We start from the raw sequence: 14,357 nt of genomic DNA, 5'->3' as shown, positions 1-14,357 counted from the left end.
CCTCCTACTGCCAGGCGTAGTTGAAGCTCACGCTGATGCGCTCGCTCTCGGCTTCGTTCAGCGGAACCTCGTGGCGCAGCCAGCTCTCCCAGAGCAGGATCGTGCCGGGGTTCGGCTTCATGTAGGCGAATTGCCGGTTCTCCGGCTTGGCCTTGGCCTTGCGCGGGGGCGCTGCCATCATGAAGCCGAGGCGCGGGTCCTCGAGCTTGAGCGCGCTCGCCCCTTCCGGGATCGTCACATAATAGGTGCCGCTGATCACGGAATGCGGGTGGATGTGCGAGGTATGGACCCCGCCCGGCGGCAGGATGTTGACCCAGAGGCTGTCCATGACGAGCTTGCGCCCCTTGAGGTCGAACTCCAGCTCCTTGGCGAAGGCCGACACGTGGGAATCGAGGTTCTTCAGGAGCTGGCCGAAGACCGGGATGCGCCAGGGCAGGTCGTTCAGGGACGCGTAGGAGGTGTAGCCCGGATAGGCGTTCTTCTCGCACCAGCGCTGGCCGGCCTCGTCGTCCTCGGCCAGGGACAGGCAGGCGGCTTCGAGCTCCTGATTGAGGGTCTCGGCTTTCGGCCCCGTGAGTTCGGCCCGGTAAACCTTGGTGACGAAGAATGTATCGATATTTGCCATGGCTCGGCCCTGGAGGTGGGATGCCGTTCTGTCAGAACTCTGCGGTCGATACAACACCGGCAAGGTTTTTGCCGCCCGCCCCGCCGTCCCGCTTGCAGGATCGCGAGGCCCGACCCACCTTGGCCTTATGATGCCGCCGACCGCCCCTACAGCCTCCTCCGGAGACATGCTCGTGCTTGCACGGAGCCTCGATGCCGACACCCTTCCGAAGGTGATCGCCCTGCGGGACTGGCTGGTGACGGTGGCGGCCCACATGGAGGATTCCAACCTCGTCCTGACCGGCTTCGTGGAACGGCTGATCGAACTGGGGCTGCGCATCGACCGGGCTGCCTCGGCCATCGAGACCCTTCACTCCGAATATGCGGGCATTGGCCGGTTCTGGACCCCGGAGGAGGGGACGGTCGTGCGCTATCTCCCTCATGGCGAGCGCCGCGACCTCGTCTACCGGGCCAGTCCCTTCGCCCATGTGAACCAGACGGGCGAGTGGCTCTTCCTCGACCTCGACGAGACGCCCGACGATCTTTTCCCGATCATCCCGGAACTGAAGGAAGCAGGCTATCGCCATTACCTGACGGTTCCGATCCGCTTCATCAACGGCGCCGAAAACGGGATTTCCTTCGCGACCCGCGATCCCGAGGGCTTCGGCGAGCGGGGCCTGACGATCCTACGCCTCGTCATGCCGTCCTTCGCGCTCATCACGGAACTCAGAGCCACCAGCAACCGGCTCGACGAGGTGCTGCGGATCTATGTCGGGGACGAGCCGCACCGGGCGATCCTGTCCGGAGCGATCCTGCGCGGGCAGGTGACGCGGATCCGCTCGGCGATCCTGTTCGCCGACATGCGGGACTACACGCGCATTTCCTCGACCCTGAGCCCGGAAAGCGCCGTCGAACTCTTGAACGACTACTTCGACTGCCTCGTGCCGCCCATCGAGGAGGAGGGCGGGGAGGTGCTCAAGTATCTCGGCGACGGCCTCCTGGCGATCGTGCGCGATCGGGGCGACGACACCGGCGGCGCCCCGCAATCGGCGCTTACCGCCGCCACCAACGCCTTGCGGCGGATCCAAGCCGCCAACAACGAGGGCCGCTTCCCGGTCCCGATCAACATCGGCATCGCCCTGCACCACGGCGATGCGGCCTACGGTAATGTCGGGTCCGGCCAGCGCCTCGACTTCACGGTCATCGGGCGCGACGTGAACCTAGCCAGCCGGATTGCCGACCTGAACAAGCGCCTGGGCGAGCCGCTGCTCATGTCCAAGTCCTTCGTCGAGCACCTCTGGGGCAACCCGTCCCCGCTCGGCGCACATGCGGTCGAGGGCTTTGAGGAGATGATCGAGGTCTATAAGCCCTGACGTTCAGCGAGCGCTCCGCATGCCGTCAGTCCGCCGTGGTGATCGTATCGAGAGCATAGTGCAGGGGAGCGACGGAGGCTCTGACCAGCCCGCGCGTCGGAGCGCCCAGCTCGAGGATCATGAAGATCCCTCCGGAAATCGCCATGGCGCACAGGAACAGGATCGCGATCACCGTACCGTTGTTCGGCGCGAAGAGGCCGAAGCTGGCGAAGAGCAGGGTCAGCCAGAAGATCACGAGGAGCAGGAACGGCGCCGGCATCGTCACGCCGGACTTCTCGACCAGGAGCCATCGTGCGTCCGCGATGGCGCCCAGCAGTTGGAGGGCCTGCTCCTGGATCTGACGGCCACGGTCGTCGTGGGGCTGCAGGGCAACCACCTGATCGCTGATCGTTTCGAGATTGGCGAGCTTTGAGATCGACAGGTCGCCCACCTTTGGCGGGCTGGACAGTTCCTCGACTTTGGCCTCGGCGTAATTTCGAAGCTCCTTGCGAATGGATGCGGCATCGGAGCCTATTCGCAGCAGCGCGCGGTCGAGCTTGACGATATCCACCGCCAGGGCCTCGATGGCGTTTGTACGCTCGTTGAACGCCGTGCTGGCGGTGCTGATCATCAGGCCGATGACCAAGGCCGAGAGGGTGCCGACGACCGCCATCGACACGGAGACTGCGGTTCGCGTCTCGGGACTCATGTGATGCGCCGGGAGCCGGCCGGAGAGCACAATGCCGATCATGGCGCCGCAGAACACGGCAATGAACGTGAACAGGCTTGCAAGCACCGAACCCATGAACAGCCTTCATGTCTGCCGTCGCGGCCTGGGAGTATCGGAGCGGACGGGCGATCCGGTCAAGCATGAGGCGGGCTCTGACCGGGCCGGCCGTTCCTTCTACTCTCCAGGCGTCGGGGTCGGGCGGCTCGCATAGGAGCGGGCCAGGATCGCGCAGACGATCAGCTGGATCTGATGGAAGAGCATCAGGGGCAGGATGACCGCGCCGATCATGGCAGGCGGAAACAGGATGCTGGCGATGGGGACGCCGCTTCCCAGGCTCTTCTTCGAGCCGCAGAACACGATTGCGATCTCGTCCCGGCGCGAGAAGCCGAGCAGGCGGCTGGCAGCCGTCGTGATCACGAGCACGAGGGCGAGCAGCACGCTGCTGATGACCATGAGCACGGCAAGGTCGCGCAGTCCCAGCTGGCGCCACAATCCTTCCGCGACGGCCTCGCCGAACGCATAGTAGACCACGAGCAGGATCGCGCCGCGGTCGACCGCGCTGGTGAGCCGACGGTGCCCCTCGACGAAAGCGCCGATCCATGGGCGCGAGAGATGCCCTACGACGAAGGGCACGAGCAGCTGCCCCACCACCGCCCCGATGGAGCTCAGCGGAATCGAGCCTTGCGTGTTCATGAGAAAGCTCATGAGCAGCGGGGTCAGGAACACGCCCATCACGTTCGAGGCCGAGGCGCTGCAGACCGCGGCCGCGACGTTCCCGTCCGCGATCGACGTGAAGGTGATGGAGGACTGGATCGTGGAGGGCAGCAGGCACAGGTAGAGCACGCCCATGGCCATCCCGGGCGCCAGGACCGATTCGAGGCTCATGCTCAGCATGAGGCCGAGCAGGGGGAACAGGATGAAGGTGGCGGCGAACACCGTCAGGTGCAGGCGCCAGTGAATGGCGCCCCTGATGATCGTCTCCCGCGACAGGCGCGCGCCCTGAAGGAAGAACAGGACCGCGATCGAGCAGGCGATGACGACCTTGAGGACGGGAAGCGCCGCTCCCGTCGCTGGCATGAAGGTGCCCGCCGTCGCCGTCGCGAGCAGCGCAAGGGTGAAGCGGTCGGGTTTCAAAGAGGAGAGGAGGGCCATGATCTCGTCGTGCTCGCCGGGCTGCCGGCCCGTATTCAGCGCCCGAAGAACCGCTCGTCCTGACTGCGGCGCAGCCGGAGAAGCGGGGATTCGCCGGGCAGCTCCAGATGCCGAATGCGGATCTCCTCGCCCCTGCGGACGGAAATTGCCAGCCGACAATCCGCCGCAAGATAGAACGGTGCCGGCGCCTCGGGCGTCAGCGGCGCGGCCGGCCTGGACTCAGCGGTGACGCCCGAGATGGTATGGTGATGACCGCCCATGGTCAGCAACGTTCCGGCCGGAAGGTCCTCGGTTGCCACGGCGACGAGATCGTAGCGGGGCCGGTAGTCGGTCCCGTATCCGGAGACCTTGTGGATGGCCGCATCGAGGATGCTGGTCGCGGCTTCGAGGCCAAGGAGGTGTCGCGGCAGATAGGCCATCGCGGTTGCGCCGCTGCGGCTGACGACGTGCCCCTTCTGGGCCAGCATCTCCCAGCTCTTCGCGTCCTCGCAGCGGATGACCACGAACACGCCACCCGCGAAGCTGACCTCATCGGGCTTGCGCAGGCAATGGAAGACGTCGAGTCGTCGCGTGCCGTCCAGGATGCCGCCGTCCAGGCGCTGCGACAGGATCGTCGGCACTTCCCCGATGCGGGCGAGGGGGGCGTGGAGATCCTGCCGGTCCGGCTGGAGGCCGGTGGCGTTAGCCACCACCATGAGTTCGCACAGATCAGGCACCGCGCGCTGCGGAAAGCCCGCGATCGCGGCGTGACGCGCGTCGAGGATGCCTGCCACGGGGCGCACGCCCAGATCCCAATGCGGCGCAAGATCCACGTCGTCCGCCACGCGCCCGTTGCTGCTGATCCGGCGCGTCGAGGGATCAAACACGAAGTCGTACTCGCTCGACTTGCCGGCGGCCACGATGTCGAAGCCCATCACCTCCGCCCAGGTGGCGAGGCCGATGAGCAGACTGGGCTGGTCCCCGTCGACGGTTGTGACGATCAGGCCCCGGTCTCGCGCTAGCGCGGCGAGCCCCGGTCCGACCACGCTGTCCAGCTCCTTCGTGACCAGAGCGAGATGTTTCCCCGCCTCGACGGCGATGAGGGCGTGTCGGGCTGCGGCGATGGGTTGTCCGGTCGCCTCCACGATCACGTCGATGGGAAGGTCGGCCACGACAGCGAGATCTCCCGCCGCGATGTAGTCGCCGCGATCCCAGGCGGCCTTTGCATCGCCAGCCGTCGTGCAGACCTGAATCCTCCGGGTCTCGATCCCGGCGGCCTTGAGGCCCGCGGCGGCGCTCTCGGCAGTGACGTCGACGGCGATGCGCGCGTTCATGAGCGGCACGCGCTGAGCCTGGGCGAGATAGCTCTGGCCGAAGCCTCCGGTGCCGACGACGCAGGTCTCAACCGGGCGGTCGGCCTTCGCATAATAGGTGTGGTAGTTCATGGCGTGTCCTCCCGACGGCTGCGCCAGGCGCCGTCAGCATGTTGTCGTTGAGTGGGGCCGCCGGTCAGGCTTCAGCGCAGCATCGCCCAGGCTTTCAGGAAGAAGTCGGGCGCGCCGAAATTTCCGGATTTGAGCGCAAGCGCGAGATCGGTGCCGGCGAGAGTCCGGGTCCACGGAACGCCCGGATCGATCTCCGGTCCGATCGAGAGCGCCTTCACGTCGAGCGCGTTGACGACGGCGCCCGAGGTCTCGCCGCCGGCCACGATGATGCGCGTGAAGCCGGCAGCCGGCAGTGCCCGGGCGATGTCGGCCAGCGCGTGTTCCACGACCTCGCCCGCATTCATGCGACCAAGACGGCGCTGCACGTCCTGCACCGCATCGGGCGCAGCGGTGGAGTAGATCAGAACGGGCCGATCCGCCGACTGCTCGGAGAGCCACGCCAGCGCGGACTGAGCCGTCATCTCGCCCGATGCGAGCGCCATCGGGTCGAGACGGAATGCCGGGACCCCGGTCTCCGTGGCGACCTGCACCTGGCGCTGCGTGGCGCTGGAGCAGGAGCCGGCCAGGATGATCTCCCGACCGCTTGGCGCGTCGAAAGTGGTGATGGACGATGAGGCGGCCGGAGAGACGTCGCCGCGATACGCTGCGGGCAATCCCATGGCGACGCCCGATCCGCCGGTGATCAAGGGCAGATCCGCGGCGGCGTGTCCGATTGCCCGCAGGTGGTCGTCCGTCAGCGCGTCGACGATGACGATCCTGCGGCCGGCTGCCTTCTCGCGCTCGAACGCCTTGCGGATTGCGTCCGGGCCGGCATTCACGTCCTCGAAGACCACGAGGCCGACCGGAAGCGCCGTCTGCCGCTGCAGCACGCGAACGAGGTTCGAGTCCCGCATGGGCGTGAGCGGGTGATCCTTCATGCTGCTCTCGTGCAGAGGCACGCCGTTGACGAACAGATGCCCCTTGTAGACCGTGCGGCCGTTCGCCGGGAACGCCGGGCAGGCGAGGGTGAAATCGCTGTCCGTGAAGGCGAGCAGCGCCTCCGTCACCGGACCGATATTGCCCTCGTCGGTCGAATCGAAGGTGGAGCAGTACTTGAAGAAGAGGTGTTGCGCGCCCGCCTTCCGCAGGGCCTCGGCGGCCGCGAGCGACTGTGCGACGGCCTCGCGGGGCGGGATGGTGCGCGACTTGAGCGCAACGACGACCGCGTCGGCCTGCGACAGGTCGAGATCTTGGCCGGGGACGCCGATCGTCTGAACGGTCCGCATTCCCTCGCGGGCCAGCATGAGGGCGAGATCAGTGGCCCCGGTCAGATCGTCCGCAATGCATCCGAGATTCATGGCGTGGTCCTGGTCTGGTTGGTGGAATGCTCGTCCGACCAGGCGGCGAGCCAGCCGAGACCGTCCTCCGTGCGTCCGCGCGGCTTGTACTCGGCACCGATCCAGCCGGCATAGCCGATGCGGTCGAGGGTCCGGCAGATGTCGCGGTAGTCGATCTCGCCCTCGTCGGGCTCGGCGCGGCTCGGCACGGCGGCGATCTGCACGTGCCCGATGACGTCGAGATAGGTCTCCAGCCGACGCGTCAGGTCGCCCTGCATGATCTGCGTGTGGTAGCAGTCGAACATGATGCGCACGTTCGCCCGGCCGGTCTTCTCGATGATGGAAGCGGCCTGCTCGATGTGGTGCAGGAAATAGCCCGGCTTGTCCCGGTGGTTGATCGGCTCGATCAGGATCGTCATCCCGGCCCGTTCGGCCTTGTCCGCGGCCTGGATCAGGCTTTCGACGAAGACGCGCTCGGCCGCCGCGACTTGATCCGACGGCACGATCCCCGACATGCAGTGAACCGCCGACGCGCCGATGGCGGCGCCATAGGACAGCGATTGCTCGAAGGCCTGCTGGAACTCCTCCTCACGGCCGACCAGAGCCCCCAGACCGAAATCGCCCGCGGCGGCATTCCCGACGGGCGTGTTCAGGCCGAGCATCGCGACGCCGCTGCGCTCGAGAGCGGCGCGCATCTCCGCGGCCGGTACCTGATAGGGCCAGTGCATCTCCACGGCCTTGAAGCCTGCGGCGGCGGCGGCCGCGATGCGCTCGACGTCGGGAAGGTCCGTAAAGAGGAAGCCGAGATTGGCCGAGAAGCGCGGCATGGCGTCATTCACCCTTGTGGGAGCAGTTGTGCGGATTCGAGCAGTCGTGATCGTGCATGTCCTCGCCGATGGCCTCGTCCAGCTTGAAGTGGGTCACGAGATCGCGCACCTGCGCGCGGGTGAGAAGGCGCGGATTGAGGCCGTGCAGGAGCAGGCGCAGTTTGGCGGTCTCCTCCAACTCCTCGGTCGCATAGACCGCAGCCTCGAGATCCTTGCCGGCCACCACCGGCCCGTGATTGGCGAGGAGAACCGCGCTGTACTTGCCGGCCAGCCCGCGGATCGCATCGACGACCGCCGGATCGCCAGGGCGATAATAGGGCACGAGGGCCGTGCGCCCGACGCGCATGACGTAATAGGCGGTCATCGGCGGCAGCACCTCGGCCGGGTTCACGTCCGGCAGCATCGACACCGCGACCGAATGGGTGGAGTGCAGATGCACGATCGCGCCCGCATCCTTCCGGGTGGCATAGAGGGCGGAGTGAAGCGGCAGTTCCTTCGTCGGCGCGTCGCCCGAGACGAGCCTGCCGTCCGCGTCGAGGCGGCTCAGGCGCGCCGGGTCGAGAAAGCCGAGGGAGCTGTTGGTCGGCGTCGTCAGCCAGCCGCCATCGCTCAGCCGCACCGAGATGTTGCCCGACGAGCCCGCCGTCAGCCCCCTGTCGAACAGGGAGCGCCCGAACAGGCAGATGGACTCGCGAAGGTCGCTCTCGTTGCTCATGTCGGGCCCTCGGAGCCTCTGGTTTGAGGAATCGGATCGGTTCTCAGATGGCGTTCCTGACGCGCTCCCAGGTCCTGTCCATGTGATGGGCCAGCACCTTCGCGAGGCGATCGGCATCCCGTGCCTCGAGGGCGGTGATGATGGCCTCGTGGTCGGCGACCGCGCCGGACCATTTCTCCGGCCCTTCGTTGCCAATGTAGCGGATCCGCCGCAGCCGTGCTTGCAGGGTGCCGTGCACATAGGCGAGAGCCTCGTTCTTGGAGAGCCGGAGGATCGCCGAATGGATGTTCTGGTTGAGCTTGAAGTAGGGAAGGCGGTCCCGCTTCTCGTACATCTCGATCATGCGGTCGTGCAGCTCGCGCACCTCGCGGATTTCCGCATCCGATGCATTCTCGCAGGCGAGGCGGCCCGCCAGCGCCTCGAGGCTGCCGAGCACCACCAGGCTGTCGTGCACGTCCTTCGCGCTGAACTGGCGCACGACGGCCCCCTTGCCAGGGGATAGTTCGAGCAGGCCTTCGCTTGCCAGGAACTTCAACGCCTCGCGCAGGGGCGTCCGCGACACGCCGAGCTTGAGGCCCAGATTGCCCTCGTGGATCCGGCTTCCGGCGGCGAGTTCGCCCTCGATGATCATGTCCCGCACCCGAGCCACGATGGCGTCGTGAAGGCTCGGCCGCGCGATGCGCCCGCGACCGTCCAGGTCTTCGGTCAGCAGGTCGGACGATCCGTCCGTTCTTGATTGATCCATTGGTGCCGCCTGTGAGTCCACGAAACCGGGGGACAATATATTGATCTATATAGCCTCGCATTGAGCACGCGCAAACAAAATTCTGTATGCAGCATGCTTGCGTGCTGAATTTTGCCCTGTTAGAGTCCTTACGTCACTCAGGAAGAGGTTGCTGTGAGCACTCGTTCTTCATCGAATTCTTCAGGCAAGCCCACGGTCGCGTTTGCGATGGGCGATCCGGCCGGGATCAGTCCGGAGCTGGCCGCCAAGCTCATCGCCGCCGAGGATTTCCGCGCGGGAGCCGGCCTCGTGATCTTCGGCGACCTCCGGATCCTGGAGCAGGGTGCTAAGGTCGCCGGTGTGGTGGTCGACGTGGACGTGGTCGGCTCGGAAGACGGAATTCCGGAGCAGGTCTCTCGTCCGGTCTTCGTCGACCTCAAGAATCTCGGCCCCGATCAGGTGAAGCTCGCGACGGCGACCCTCGAGGGCGGCCAGTTTGCGACCGAGAACTTCCGCCGCGCCCTGCTGCTGGCCCAATCGGGGCGGGCCGATGCGGTGTTCTTCACCCCCTTCAACAAGAAGGCCATGCGCCTGGCCTACGATGGGTACGACGACGAGATCCGCTTCGTACGCGACGTTCTGAAGACGTCCGTGGCGGCAAGCGAGTTCAATGTGCTGGGCAAGCTCTGGAATGCGCGCGTCACGTCGCACATCCCGCTGTCGAAGGTGGCTTCGGTGATCTCGGAGGAGGCGATCCTGCGCTCCCTAACGCTGGCGGATGCATGCATGCGCGCCGCCGGGTTCAACCCGCCGCGGATCGCCGTGGCCGGTCTCAATCCCCACGCGGGCGACGGCGGCAACTTCGGCAGCGAGGAGATCGAGGTGATCGAGCCCGCCGTCCGCAAGGCGATCGCCAAGGGTTTTGCGGTCGAGGGTCCGTTCCCGTCCGATACGGTCTTCCTGCGGGCCAAGAACGGCGACTTCGACGCAGTCCTGACCATGTATCACGACCAGGGCCAGATCGCCATGAAGCTCATGGGCTTCGACCGCGGCATCACGCTGATCGGCGGCTTCGAATTCCCGATCTGCACCCCCGCCCACGGCACGGCTTATGAGATCGCCGGGCGCGGGATCGCCAATCTCGGCGCGAGCCGCGAGGCGCTGTCGCTCGCGATCCGCATGGGTGCCGAGGTGCGTGCCCGCCGGGCTGCGACAGAGACGGAGACAAGCCTCGCGGCAGCCGTGAATTCCTAAAAGATCCATCGCCAAGACCGACGCCATCGGTCGGATACACCAAAGGGAGGAAGAACGATGCTCAAGAAGACCTCATGGATGATCACGGCCGCCGTCGCGGTGGCCTTTTCCGGAGCGGCTTATGCGGACTGGAAGCCCACGAAGCCAGTCGAGTTCGTCGTCACGTCGAGCCCCGGCGGCGGAACGGACAACTTCGCCCGCGTGGTGCAGTCGATCATTTCCAAGCACAAGCTGATGGAGCAGCCGGTCGTCGTCACCAACAAGGGCGGCGGCAGCGGCGCGGAAGGCTTCATCTACACGAAGGTCGCGGCGGGCGACTCTCACAAGCTCACCTTCGGCACCAACAACGCCTATCTTCTGCCGTACGTAGCGAAGCTGGCCTACAAGCCCGACGAACTGACGCCGGTCGCCGCCATGGCGCTCGACGAGTTCCTGCTCTGGGTCAAGGCGGATGCGCCGTACAAGGATGCCAAGAGCTACATCGACGCCGTGAAGGCGAAGCCCGACACCTTCAAGATGGGCGGCAGCCAGTCGAAGGACACGGACCAGACGCTCACCAGCCTGATTCAGGATGCGACCGGCGCCAAGTTCATCTACGTCCCGTTCCAGGGCGGCGGCGCGGCAGGCGTGCAGCTCGCCGGCGGCCACATCGACTCGAACACCAACAATCCGAACGAGAATGCCGGACAATGGAAGGCCGGGGCGGTCACGCCGCTCTGCGTCTTCAGCCCGACGCGTCTGCAGGAAGGTCCGAAGGTCACGGCCACCATGGGCTGGTCCGACATCCCGACCTGCAAGGAGGCCGGCATCCCGATCGACCAGTTCCAGATGCCGCGGACGGTGTGGCTCCCGGGCGGCGTTCCGTCCGAGGCGGTCGCCTTCTACGCCGACCTGATGAAGAAGGTGAGCGAGACGCCCGAGTGGAAGGAATACATCGAGCGCACGTCGCAGACGAACCGCTTCCTCGCCGGCGAGGAGCTCAAGACCTTCATCGCCTCGGACGATGCCAAGAACCGCAAGGTCTTCGAGCAGGAAGGCTGGATCGTTCGCTGATCGCGACATTCTTGATGGCCGGTGCGAGGATCCTCGCACCGGCCAATCCGATGCGGCATTCGCGAGACCGGGACAGACGCCATGATTTCTCGTTTTTCGGCTGAGATCGCCACTGCGACACTGACGGCAGGCCTTGGGCTTGCGGCGGTCGTCGGTGCTCTCGAGTTCGGCATCGGCTGGGGAGATGCGGGACCGGAGCCCGGCGCCTTTCCCTTCTATATTGGACTTCTCGTGGTTGCCGCGAGTCTCGTCAATCTGGTTCAGGCGACGGTCGGGCGCGAGGGGCTGCGCTCCACGTTCCTGGACCATGAGCAGGCGAAGCGGGTCGCATCGTTCTTCATCCCGATGGTCGTCTTCGTGATCGTTGCACGCCTGCTCGGATTGTATGTGGCCTCGGCGCTCTATCTGACCTTCGTCATGTGGTTCCAGGGAGGCTACCGGATCCTCGTCTCCGCGGCTTCCGGCGTCGCGGCCGCCGTCGCCTTCTACTTCGTCCTCGAATATGCCTTCCAGGTTCCGATCCTGAAGGGCCCGCTCGAAGCCGCTCTTGGCCTCTACTAGCCTCCAACCCTGACGGAGACAGGCCGTGGAAAATTTCGCATCCCTCATGCATGGATTCGGCGTCGCGCTGTCGACGTACCATGTCGCCCTGATGATGGTGGGCGTCCTTCTGGGCATCCTCGTCGGCGTGCTTCCGGGACTAGGCGCGCCCAACGGCGTCTCGCTCCTGCTGCCCCTGACCTTCACCATGGACCCGGTGGCGGCCATCATCCTGCTCACCAGCATGTACTGGGGCGCGCTGTTCGGCGGATCGACCACGTCCATCCTGTTCAACATTCCGGGTGAACCATCCTCGGTCGCAACCACATTCGACGGCTATCCGATGGCGCGACAGGGGCAGGCGACGCAGGCCCTGACCCTCGCGTTCCTGTCGGCCGGCTTCGGCGCGCTGGTGGGCGTGATCCTCATCACCATCCTGTCGAGCTGGGTGGCGAAGTTCGCGCTGCGGTTCAGTTCGCCGGAATATTTCGCGGTCTATTTCCTGGCCTTCGCCAGCTTCATCGGGCTCGGAGCCGCGTCTCCCTTCAAAACTATCGTGTCCATGGGGCTGGGCTTCGCCTTCGCGGCGGTCGGCATGGACACGGTATCGGGCGGCCTGCGCCTCACCTACGGCTTCAACGAGCTTCTGTCCGGCATCAGCTTCCTGATCGCGGTCATCGGCCTCTTCGGCATCGGCGAGTTGATCATGACCATGGAGGAGGGGCTCCGCTTCGACGGCATCAAGGCCCGCGTGAAGGCGCGCGACGTGTTCAAGACGATCGGGATGCTGCCACGCTACTGGCTGACGCTCCTGCGCAGCAGCGCCATCGGCTGCTGGATGGGCATCACGCCCGGCGGGCCGACGGCCGCCTCGTTCATGAGCTACGGCATCGCCAAGCGCCTCTCCCGCCGCAAGGAAGCATTCGGAAACGGCGCGCCCGAGGGCGTCGTGGCGCCCGAGACCGCGGATCACGCGGCTGGCAGCAGCGCCATCCTGCCGATGCTCGCCCTCGGCGTTCCGGGCTCCGCCACGGCGGCCGTAATGATGGGCGGCCTGATGATCTGGGGGCTAAACCCCGGGCCCATGCTGTTCATCGAGCGCCCGGACTTCGTGTGGGGCCTGATCGCCAGCATGTATCTCGGCAACATCGTGGCCGTGCTCATCGTGCTCGCGACGATCCCACTCTTCGCCTCGATCCTTCGGATCCCTTTCGCGATCATCGGCCCGGTCATCGTGATCGTGTGCTTCATCGGCGCCTACACGGTCGCAGGCCGTCCGTTCGACCTCTGGCTCGCGCTCTCCTTCGGGGTCGCCGGGTACCTGTTCAAGAAGCTCGATTATCCGATCGCCCCGCTGGTGCTCGCCATGGTGCTCGGCGACAAGGCCGAGGATGCCTTCCGGCAGTCGATGATCATGTCGCGCGGCTCGCTCTCGATCTTCTGGTCGAACGGGCTCGTGGCGACCCTCATGGTGCTCGGCCTTGCTCTCGCGCTCGGCCCGCTCCTCAGCGGCACTGTCGGAAAGCTGGTTCGTCCGAAGCCGACATCCGCAGCCGTATGAGGGGCTGTCGGCGCAGCATCCCGTCCATCCTCGTGTGAGGTCCTGACCGCACGGTCGGGCCAGTGAAGGAGTTCGTCGTCATGTCATCCGGTTCGGGCGCAGTCGCGTTTCTCGGCATCGGCCTCATGGGCTCGCGCCAGGCCAAGCGGTTGCTCGATGCAGGCATCCCGCTCGTGGTCTGGAACCGCTCGCGCGAGAAGGCCGAGGCCCTGGCGCCGTTCGGCGCGCGCGTGGTCGAGACGGCGGCCGAAGCGGTCCGCGAGGCGGATGTGGTCGTGCTCATGCTCGAGAACGGCCGGATCGTCGCCGACGTGCTGTTCTCCCAGGGCGTGGCGGAGGCCCTGCGGCCGGGCACCGTCCTGGTGGACATGAGCTCCATCAACCCGGCCGAAGCCCAGGACCACGCGCATCGGCTCGCCGAGGGTGGGGTGCAGCACATCGATGCACCCGTGTCCGGCGGCACGGTCGGGGCCGAGCAGGGGACGCTCGCCATCATGGCCGGCGGCGACGAGCTGGCCTTCGCCCGTGTGAAGCCGATCCTCGAGCACATGGGGCGCCCGGTTCATGTAGGACCTCATGGCGCCGGGCAGCTCGCCAAGCTCGCCAACCAGATCATCGTCGGCGTCACCATCGGGGCGGTCGCCGAGGCGCTTCTGCTGGCCGAACGGGGTGGGGCGGATCCCGCGAAGGTGCGGGAGGCGCTGCGCGGAGGCTTCGCCGAAAGCCGGATCCTCGAGCTGCACGGTCAGCGTATGGTCGAGCGCGACTTCGTCACCAAGGGGCGCTCCGTCACACATCTGAAGGACCTCGACAACGCGCTCTATGCGGCGGAGCGGCTCACCCTCAATGCCGTGCCCTACACGGCCCTCACGGCGGACCTGTTCCGCGGCCTCATCGACCATGCGGGCGACCTCGACCACAGCGGCCTGCTGGTCGAGCTCGAACGCCTGAACGGCATCGCGGCCTGATCGACCTTTCAGAGAGAACCCGACAATGACGAAGAAGAAGGAACTGCGCAGCCAGGCCTGGTTCGGGCGCCAGGACAAGATGGGGTTCTATTACCGCTCGTTCCTCAAGAACAGCGGCTTCCCCCAGGACCAGTTCGA

The 14,357-nt window shown here is 66.2% G+C and carries 14 protein-coding genes; 6 read left to right on the top strand and 8 right to left on the bottom strand.

Annotated elements, in window-relative coordinates; translation table 11 throughout:
* Nucleotides 1–4: 4 nt before the first annotated feature.
* On the bottom strand, nucleotides 5–625 hold the full coding sequence (locus tag DES45_RS10740) for a TIGR02466 family protein (RefSeq protein WP_114770016.1): 621 nt from the start codon (nucleotides 623–625) through the stop codon (nucleotides 5–7).
* Nucleotides 626–791: 166 nt separating this feature from the next.
* On the opposite strand from DES45_RS10740, the gene DES45_RS10735 reads away from it, so the two are divergent.
* A complete protein-coding gene (locus DES45_RS10735) occupies nucleotides 792–1,976 on the top strand; it encodes an adenylate/guanylate cyclase domain-containing protein (protein ID WP_245571681.1) in 1,185 nt (394 codons plus the stop codon).
* Between the two features lie 25 nt (nucleotides 1,977–2,001).
* Here DES45_RS10735 and DES45_RS10730 read toward each other — a convergent pair whose 3' ends face one another.
* The 7 genes from DES45_RS10730 to DES45_RS10700 form a co-directional block, all read right to left on the bottom strand.
* Nucleotides 2,002–2,760, bottom strand: coding sequence for a bestrophin-like domain (locus DES45_RS10730; RefSeq protein ID WP_114770015.1), 759 nt, complete (start codon nucleotides 2,758–2,760; stop codon nucleotides 2,002–2,004).
* Nucleotides 2,761–2,859: 99 nt separating this feature from the next.
* Complete coding sequence (locus tag DES45_RS10725) at nucleotides 2,860–3,837, bottom strand: bile acid:sodium symporter family protein (protein WP_114770014.1); 978 nt, start codon at nucleotides 3,835–3,837, stop codon at nucleotides 2,860–2,862.
* Nucleotides 3,838–3,872: 35 nt separating this feature from the next.
* Nucleotides 3,873–5,261, bottom strand: coding sequence for an NAD(P)H-dependent oxidoreductase (locus tag DES45_RS10720; protein WP_114770013.1), 1,389 nt, complete (start codon nucleotides 5,259–5,261; stop codon nucleotides 3,873–3,875).
* Between the two features lie 71 nt (nucleotides 5,262–5,332).
* Complete coding sequence (gene otnK, locus DES45_RS10715; RefSeq protein WP_114770012.1) at nucleotides 5,333–6,598, bottom strand: 3-oxo-tetronate kinase; 1,266 nt, start codon at nucleotides 6,596–6,598, stop codon at nucleotides 5,333–5,335.
* Nucleotides 6,595–7,404 carry a hydroxypyruvate isomerase family protein gene (locus DES45_RS10710; RefSeq protein WP_114770011.1) on the bottom strand — a complete coding sequence of 270 codons (810 nt, stop codon included), beginning with the start codon at nucleotides 7,402–7,404 and terminating at the stop codon, nucleotides 6,595–6,597. Before DES45_RS10710 ends, otnK begins: the two co-directional genes overlap by 4 nt.
* A gap of 4 nt (nucleotides 7,405–7,408) precedes the next feature.
* Nucleotides 7,409–8,119 (bottom strand): 3-oxo-tetronate 4-phosphate decarboxylase, encoded by a 711-nt coding sequence (otnC, locus tag DES45_RS10705; RefSeq protein ID WP_114770010.1) that lies wholly within the window; start codon nucleotides 8,117–8,119, stop codon nucleotides 7,409–7,411.
* A 43-nt stretch (nucleotides 8,120–8,162) separates the two neighbouring features.
* Nucleotides 8,163–8,864, bottom strand: a complete 702-nt coding sequence (locus DES45_RS10700; RefSeq protein WP_114770009.1) for a GntR family transcriptional regulator — start codon at nucleotides 8,862–8,864, stop codon at nucleotides 8,163–8,165.
* Between the two features lie 207 nt (nucleotides 8,865–9,071).
* On the opposite strand from DES45_RS10700, the gene DES45_RS10695 reads away from it, so the two are divergent.
* The 5 genes from DES45_RS10695 (at nucleotide 9,072) to DES45_RS10675 (ending at nucleotide 14,219) form a co-directional block, all read left to right on the top strand.
* Nucleotides 9,072–10,097 (top strand): 4-hydroxythreonine-4-phosphate dehydrogenase PdxA, encoded by a 1,026-nt coding sequence (locus DES45_RS10695; RefSeq protein WP_114770008.1) that lies wholly within the window; start codon nucleotides 9,072–9,074, stop codon nucleotides 10,095–10,097.
* A gap of 57 nt (nucleotides 10,098–10,154) precedes the next feature.
* On the top strand, nucleotides 10,155–11,150 hold the full coding sequence (locus tag DES45_RS10690) for a Bug family tripartite tricarboxylate transporter substrate binding protein (protein ID WP_114770007.1): 996 nt from the start codon (nucleotides 10,155–10,157) through the stop codon (nucleotides 11,148–11,150).
* A gap of 81 nt (nucleotides 11,151–11,231) precedes the next feature.
* Nucleotides 11,232–11,711 carry a tripartite tricarboxylate transporter TctB family protein gene (locus DES45_RS10685; RefSeq protein ID WP_114770006.1) on the top strand — a complete coding sequence of 160 codons (480 nt, stop codon included), beginning with the start codon at nucleotides 11,232–11,234 and terminating at the stop codon, nucleotides 11,709–11,711.
* A 25-nt stretch (nucleotides 11,712–11,736) separates the two neighbouring features.
* Nucleotides 11,737–13,251 (top strand): tripartite tricarboxylate transporter permease, encoded by a 1,515-nt coding sequence (locus DES45_RS10680; RefSeq protein WP_114770005.1) that lies wholly within the window; start codon nucleotides 11,737–11,739, stop codon nucleotides 13,249–13,251.
* 80 nt (nucleotides 13,252–13,331) lie between these two features.
* On the top strand, nucleotides 13,332–14,219 hold the full coding sequence (locus DES45_RS10675; protein WP_114770463.1) for an NAD(P)-dependent oxidoreductase: 888 nt from the start codon (nucleotides 13,332–13,334) through the stop codon (nucleotides 14,217–14,219).
* Nucleotides 14,220–14,357: the final 138 nt, after the last annotated feature.

The sequence above is a fragment of the Microvirga subterranea genome (assembly GCF_003350535.1).
Classification (GTDB): Bacteria; Pseudomonadota; Alphaproteobacteria; order Rhizobiales; family Beijerinckiaceae; genus Microvirga; species Microvirga subterranea.
The sequence above is the reverse complement of the archived record's forward strand: the minus strand, read 5'-3'. Positions and strand labels throughout refer to the sequence as shown.

Excerpts from the sequence above, each read along its gene's own strand:
- DES45_RS10685 (WP_114770006.1), top strand. The coding sequence starts at position 11,232 with ATGATTTCTCGTTTTTCGGCTGAGATCGCCACTGCGACACTGACGGCA.
- DES45_RS10730 (WP_114770015.1), bottom strand. The coding sequence starts at position 2,760 with ATGGGTTCGGTGCTTGCAAGCCTGTTCACGTTCATTGCCGTGTTCTGC.
- DES45_RS10720 (WP_114770013.1), bottom strand. The coding sequence starts at position 5,261 with ATGAACTACCACACCTATTATGCGAAGGCCGACCGCCCGGTTGAGACC.
- otnC (WP_114770010.1), bottom strand. The coding sequence starts at position 8,119 with ATGAGCAACGAGAGCGACCTTCGCGAGTCCATCTGCCTGTTCGGGCGC.
- DES45_RS10710 (WP_114770011.1), bottom strand. The coding sequence starts at position 7,404 with ATGCCGCGCTTCTCGGCCAATCTCGGCTTCCTCTTTACGGACCTTCCC.
- otnK (WP_114770012.1), bottom strand. The coding sequence starts at position 6,598 with ATGAATCTCGGATGCATTGCGGACGATCTGACCGGGGCCACTGATCTC.
- DES45_RS10700 (WP_114770009.1), bottom strand. The coding sequence starts at position 8,864 with ATGGATCAATCAAGAACGGACGGATCGTCCGACCTGCTGACCGAAGAC.
- DES45_RS10675 (WP_114770463.1), top strand. The coding sequence starts at position 13,332 with ATGTCATCCGGTTCGGGCGCAGTCGCGTTTCTCGGCATCGGCCTCATG.
- DES45_RS10740 (WP_114770016.1), bottom strand. The coding sequence starts at position 625 with ATGGCAAATATCGATACATTCTTCGTCACCAAGGTTTACCGGGCCGAA.
- DES45_RS10690 (WP_114770007.1), top strand. The coding sequence starts at position 10,155 with ATGCTCAAGAAGACCTCATGGATGATCACGGCCGCCGTCGCGGTGGCC.
- DES45_RS10735 (WP_245571681.1), top strand. The coding sequence starts at position 792 with ATGCTCGTGCTTGCACGGAGCCTCGATGCCGACACCCTTCCGAAGGTG.
- DES45_RS10725 (WP_114770014.1), bottom strand. The coding sequence starts at position 3,837 with ATGGCCCTCCTCTCCTCTTTGAAACCCGACCGCTTCACCCTTGCGCTG.
- DES45_RS10695 (WP_114770008.1), top strand. The coding sequence starts at position 9,072 with ATGGGCGATCCGGCCGGGATCAGTCCGGAGCTGGCCGCCAAGCTCATC.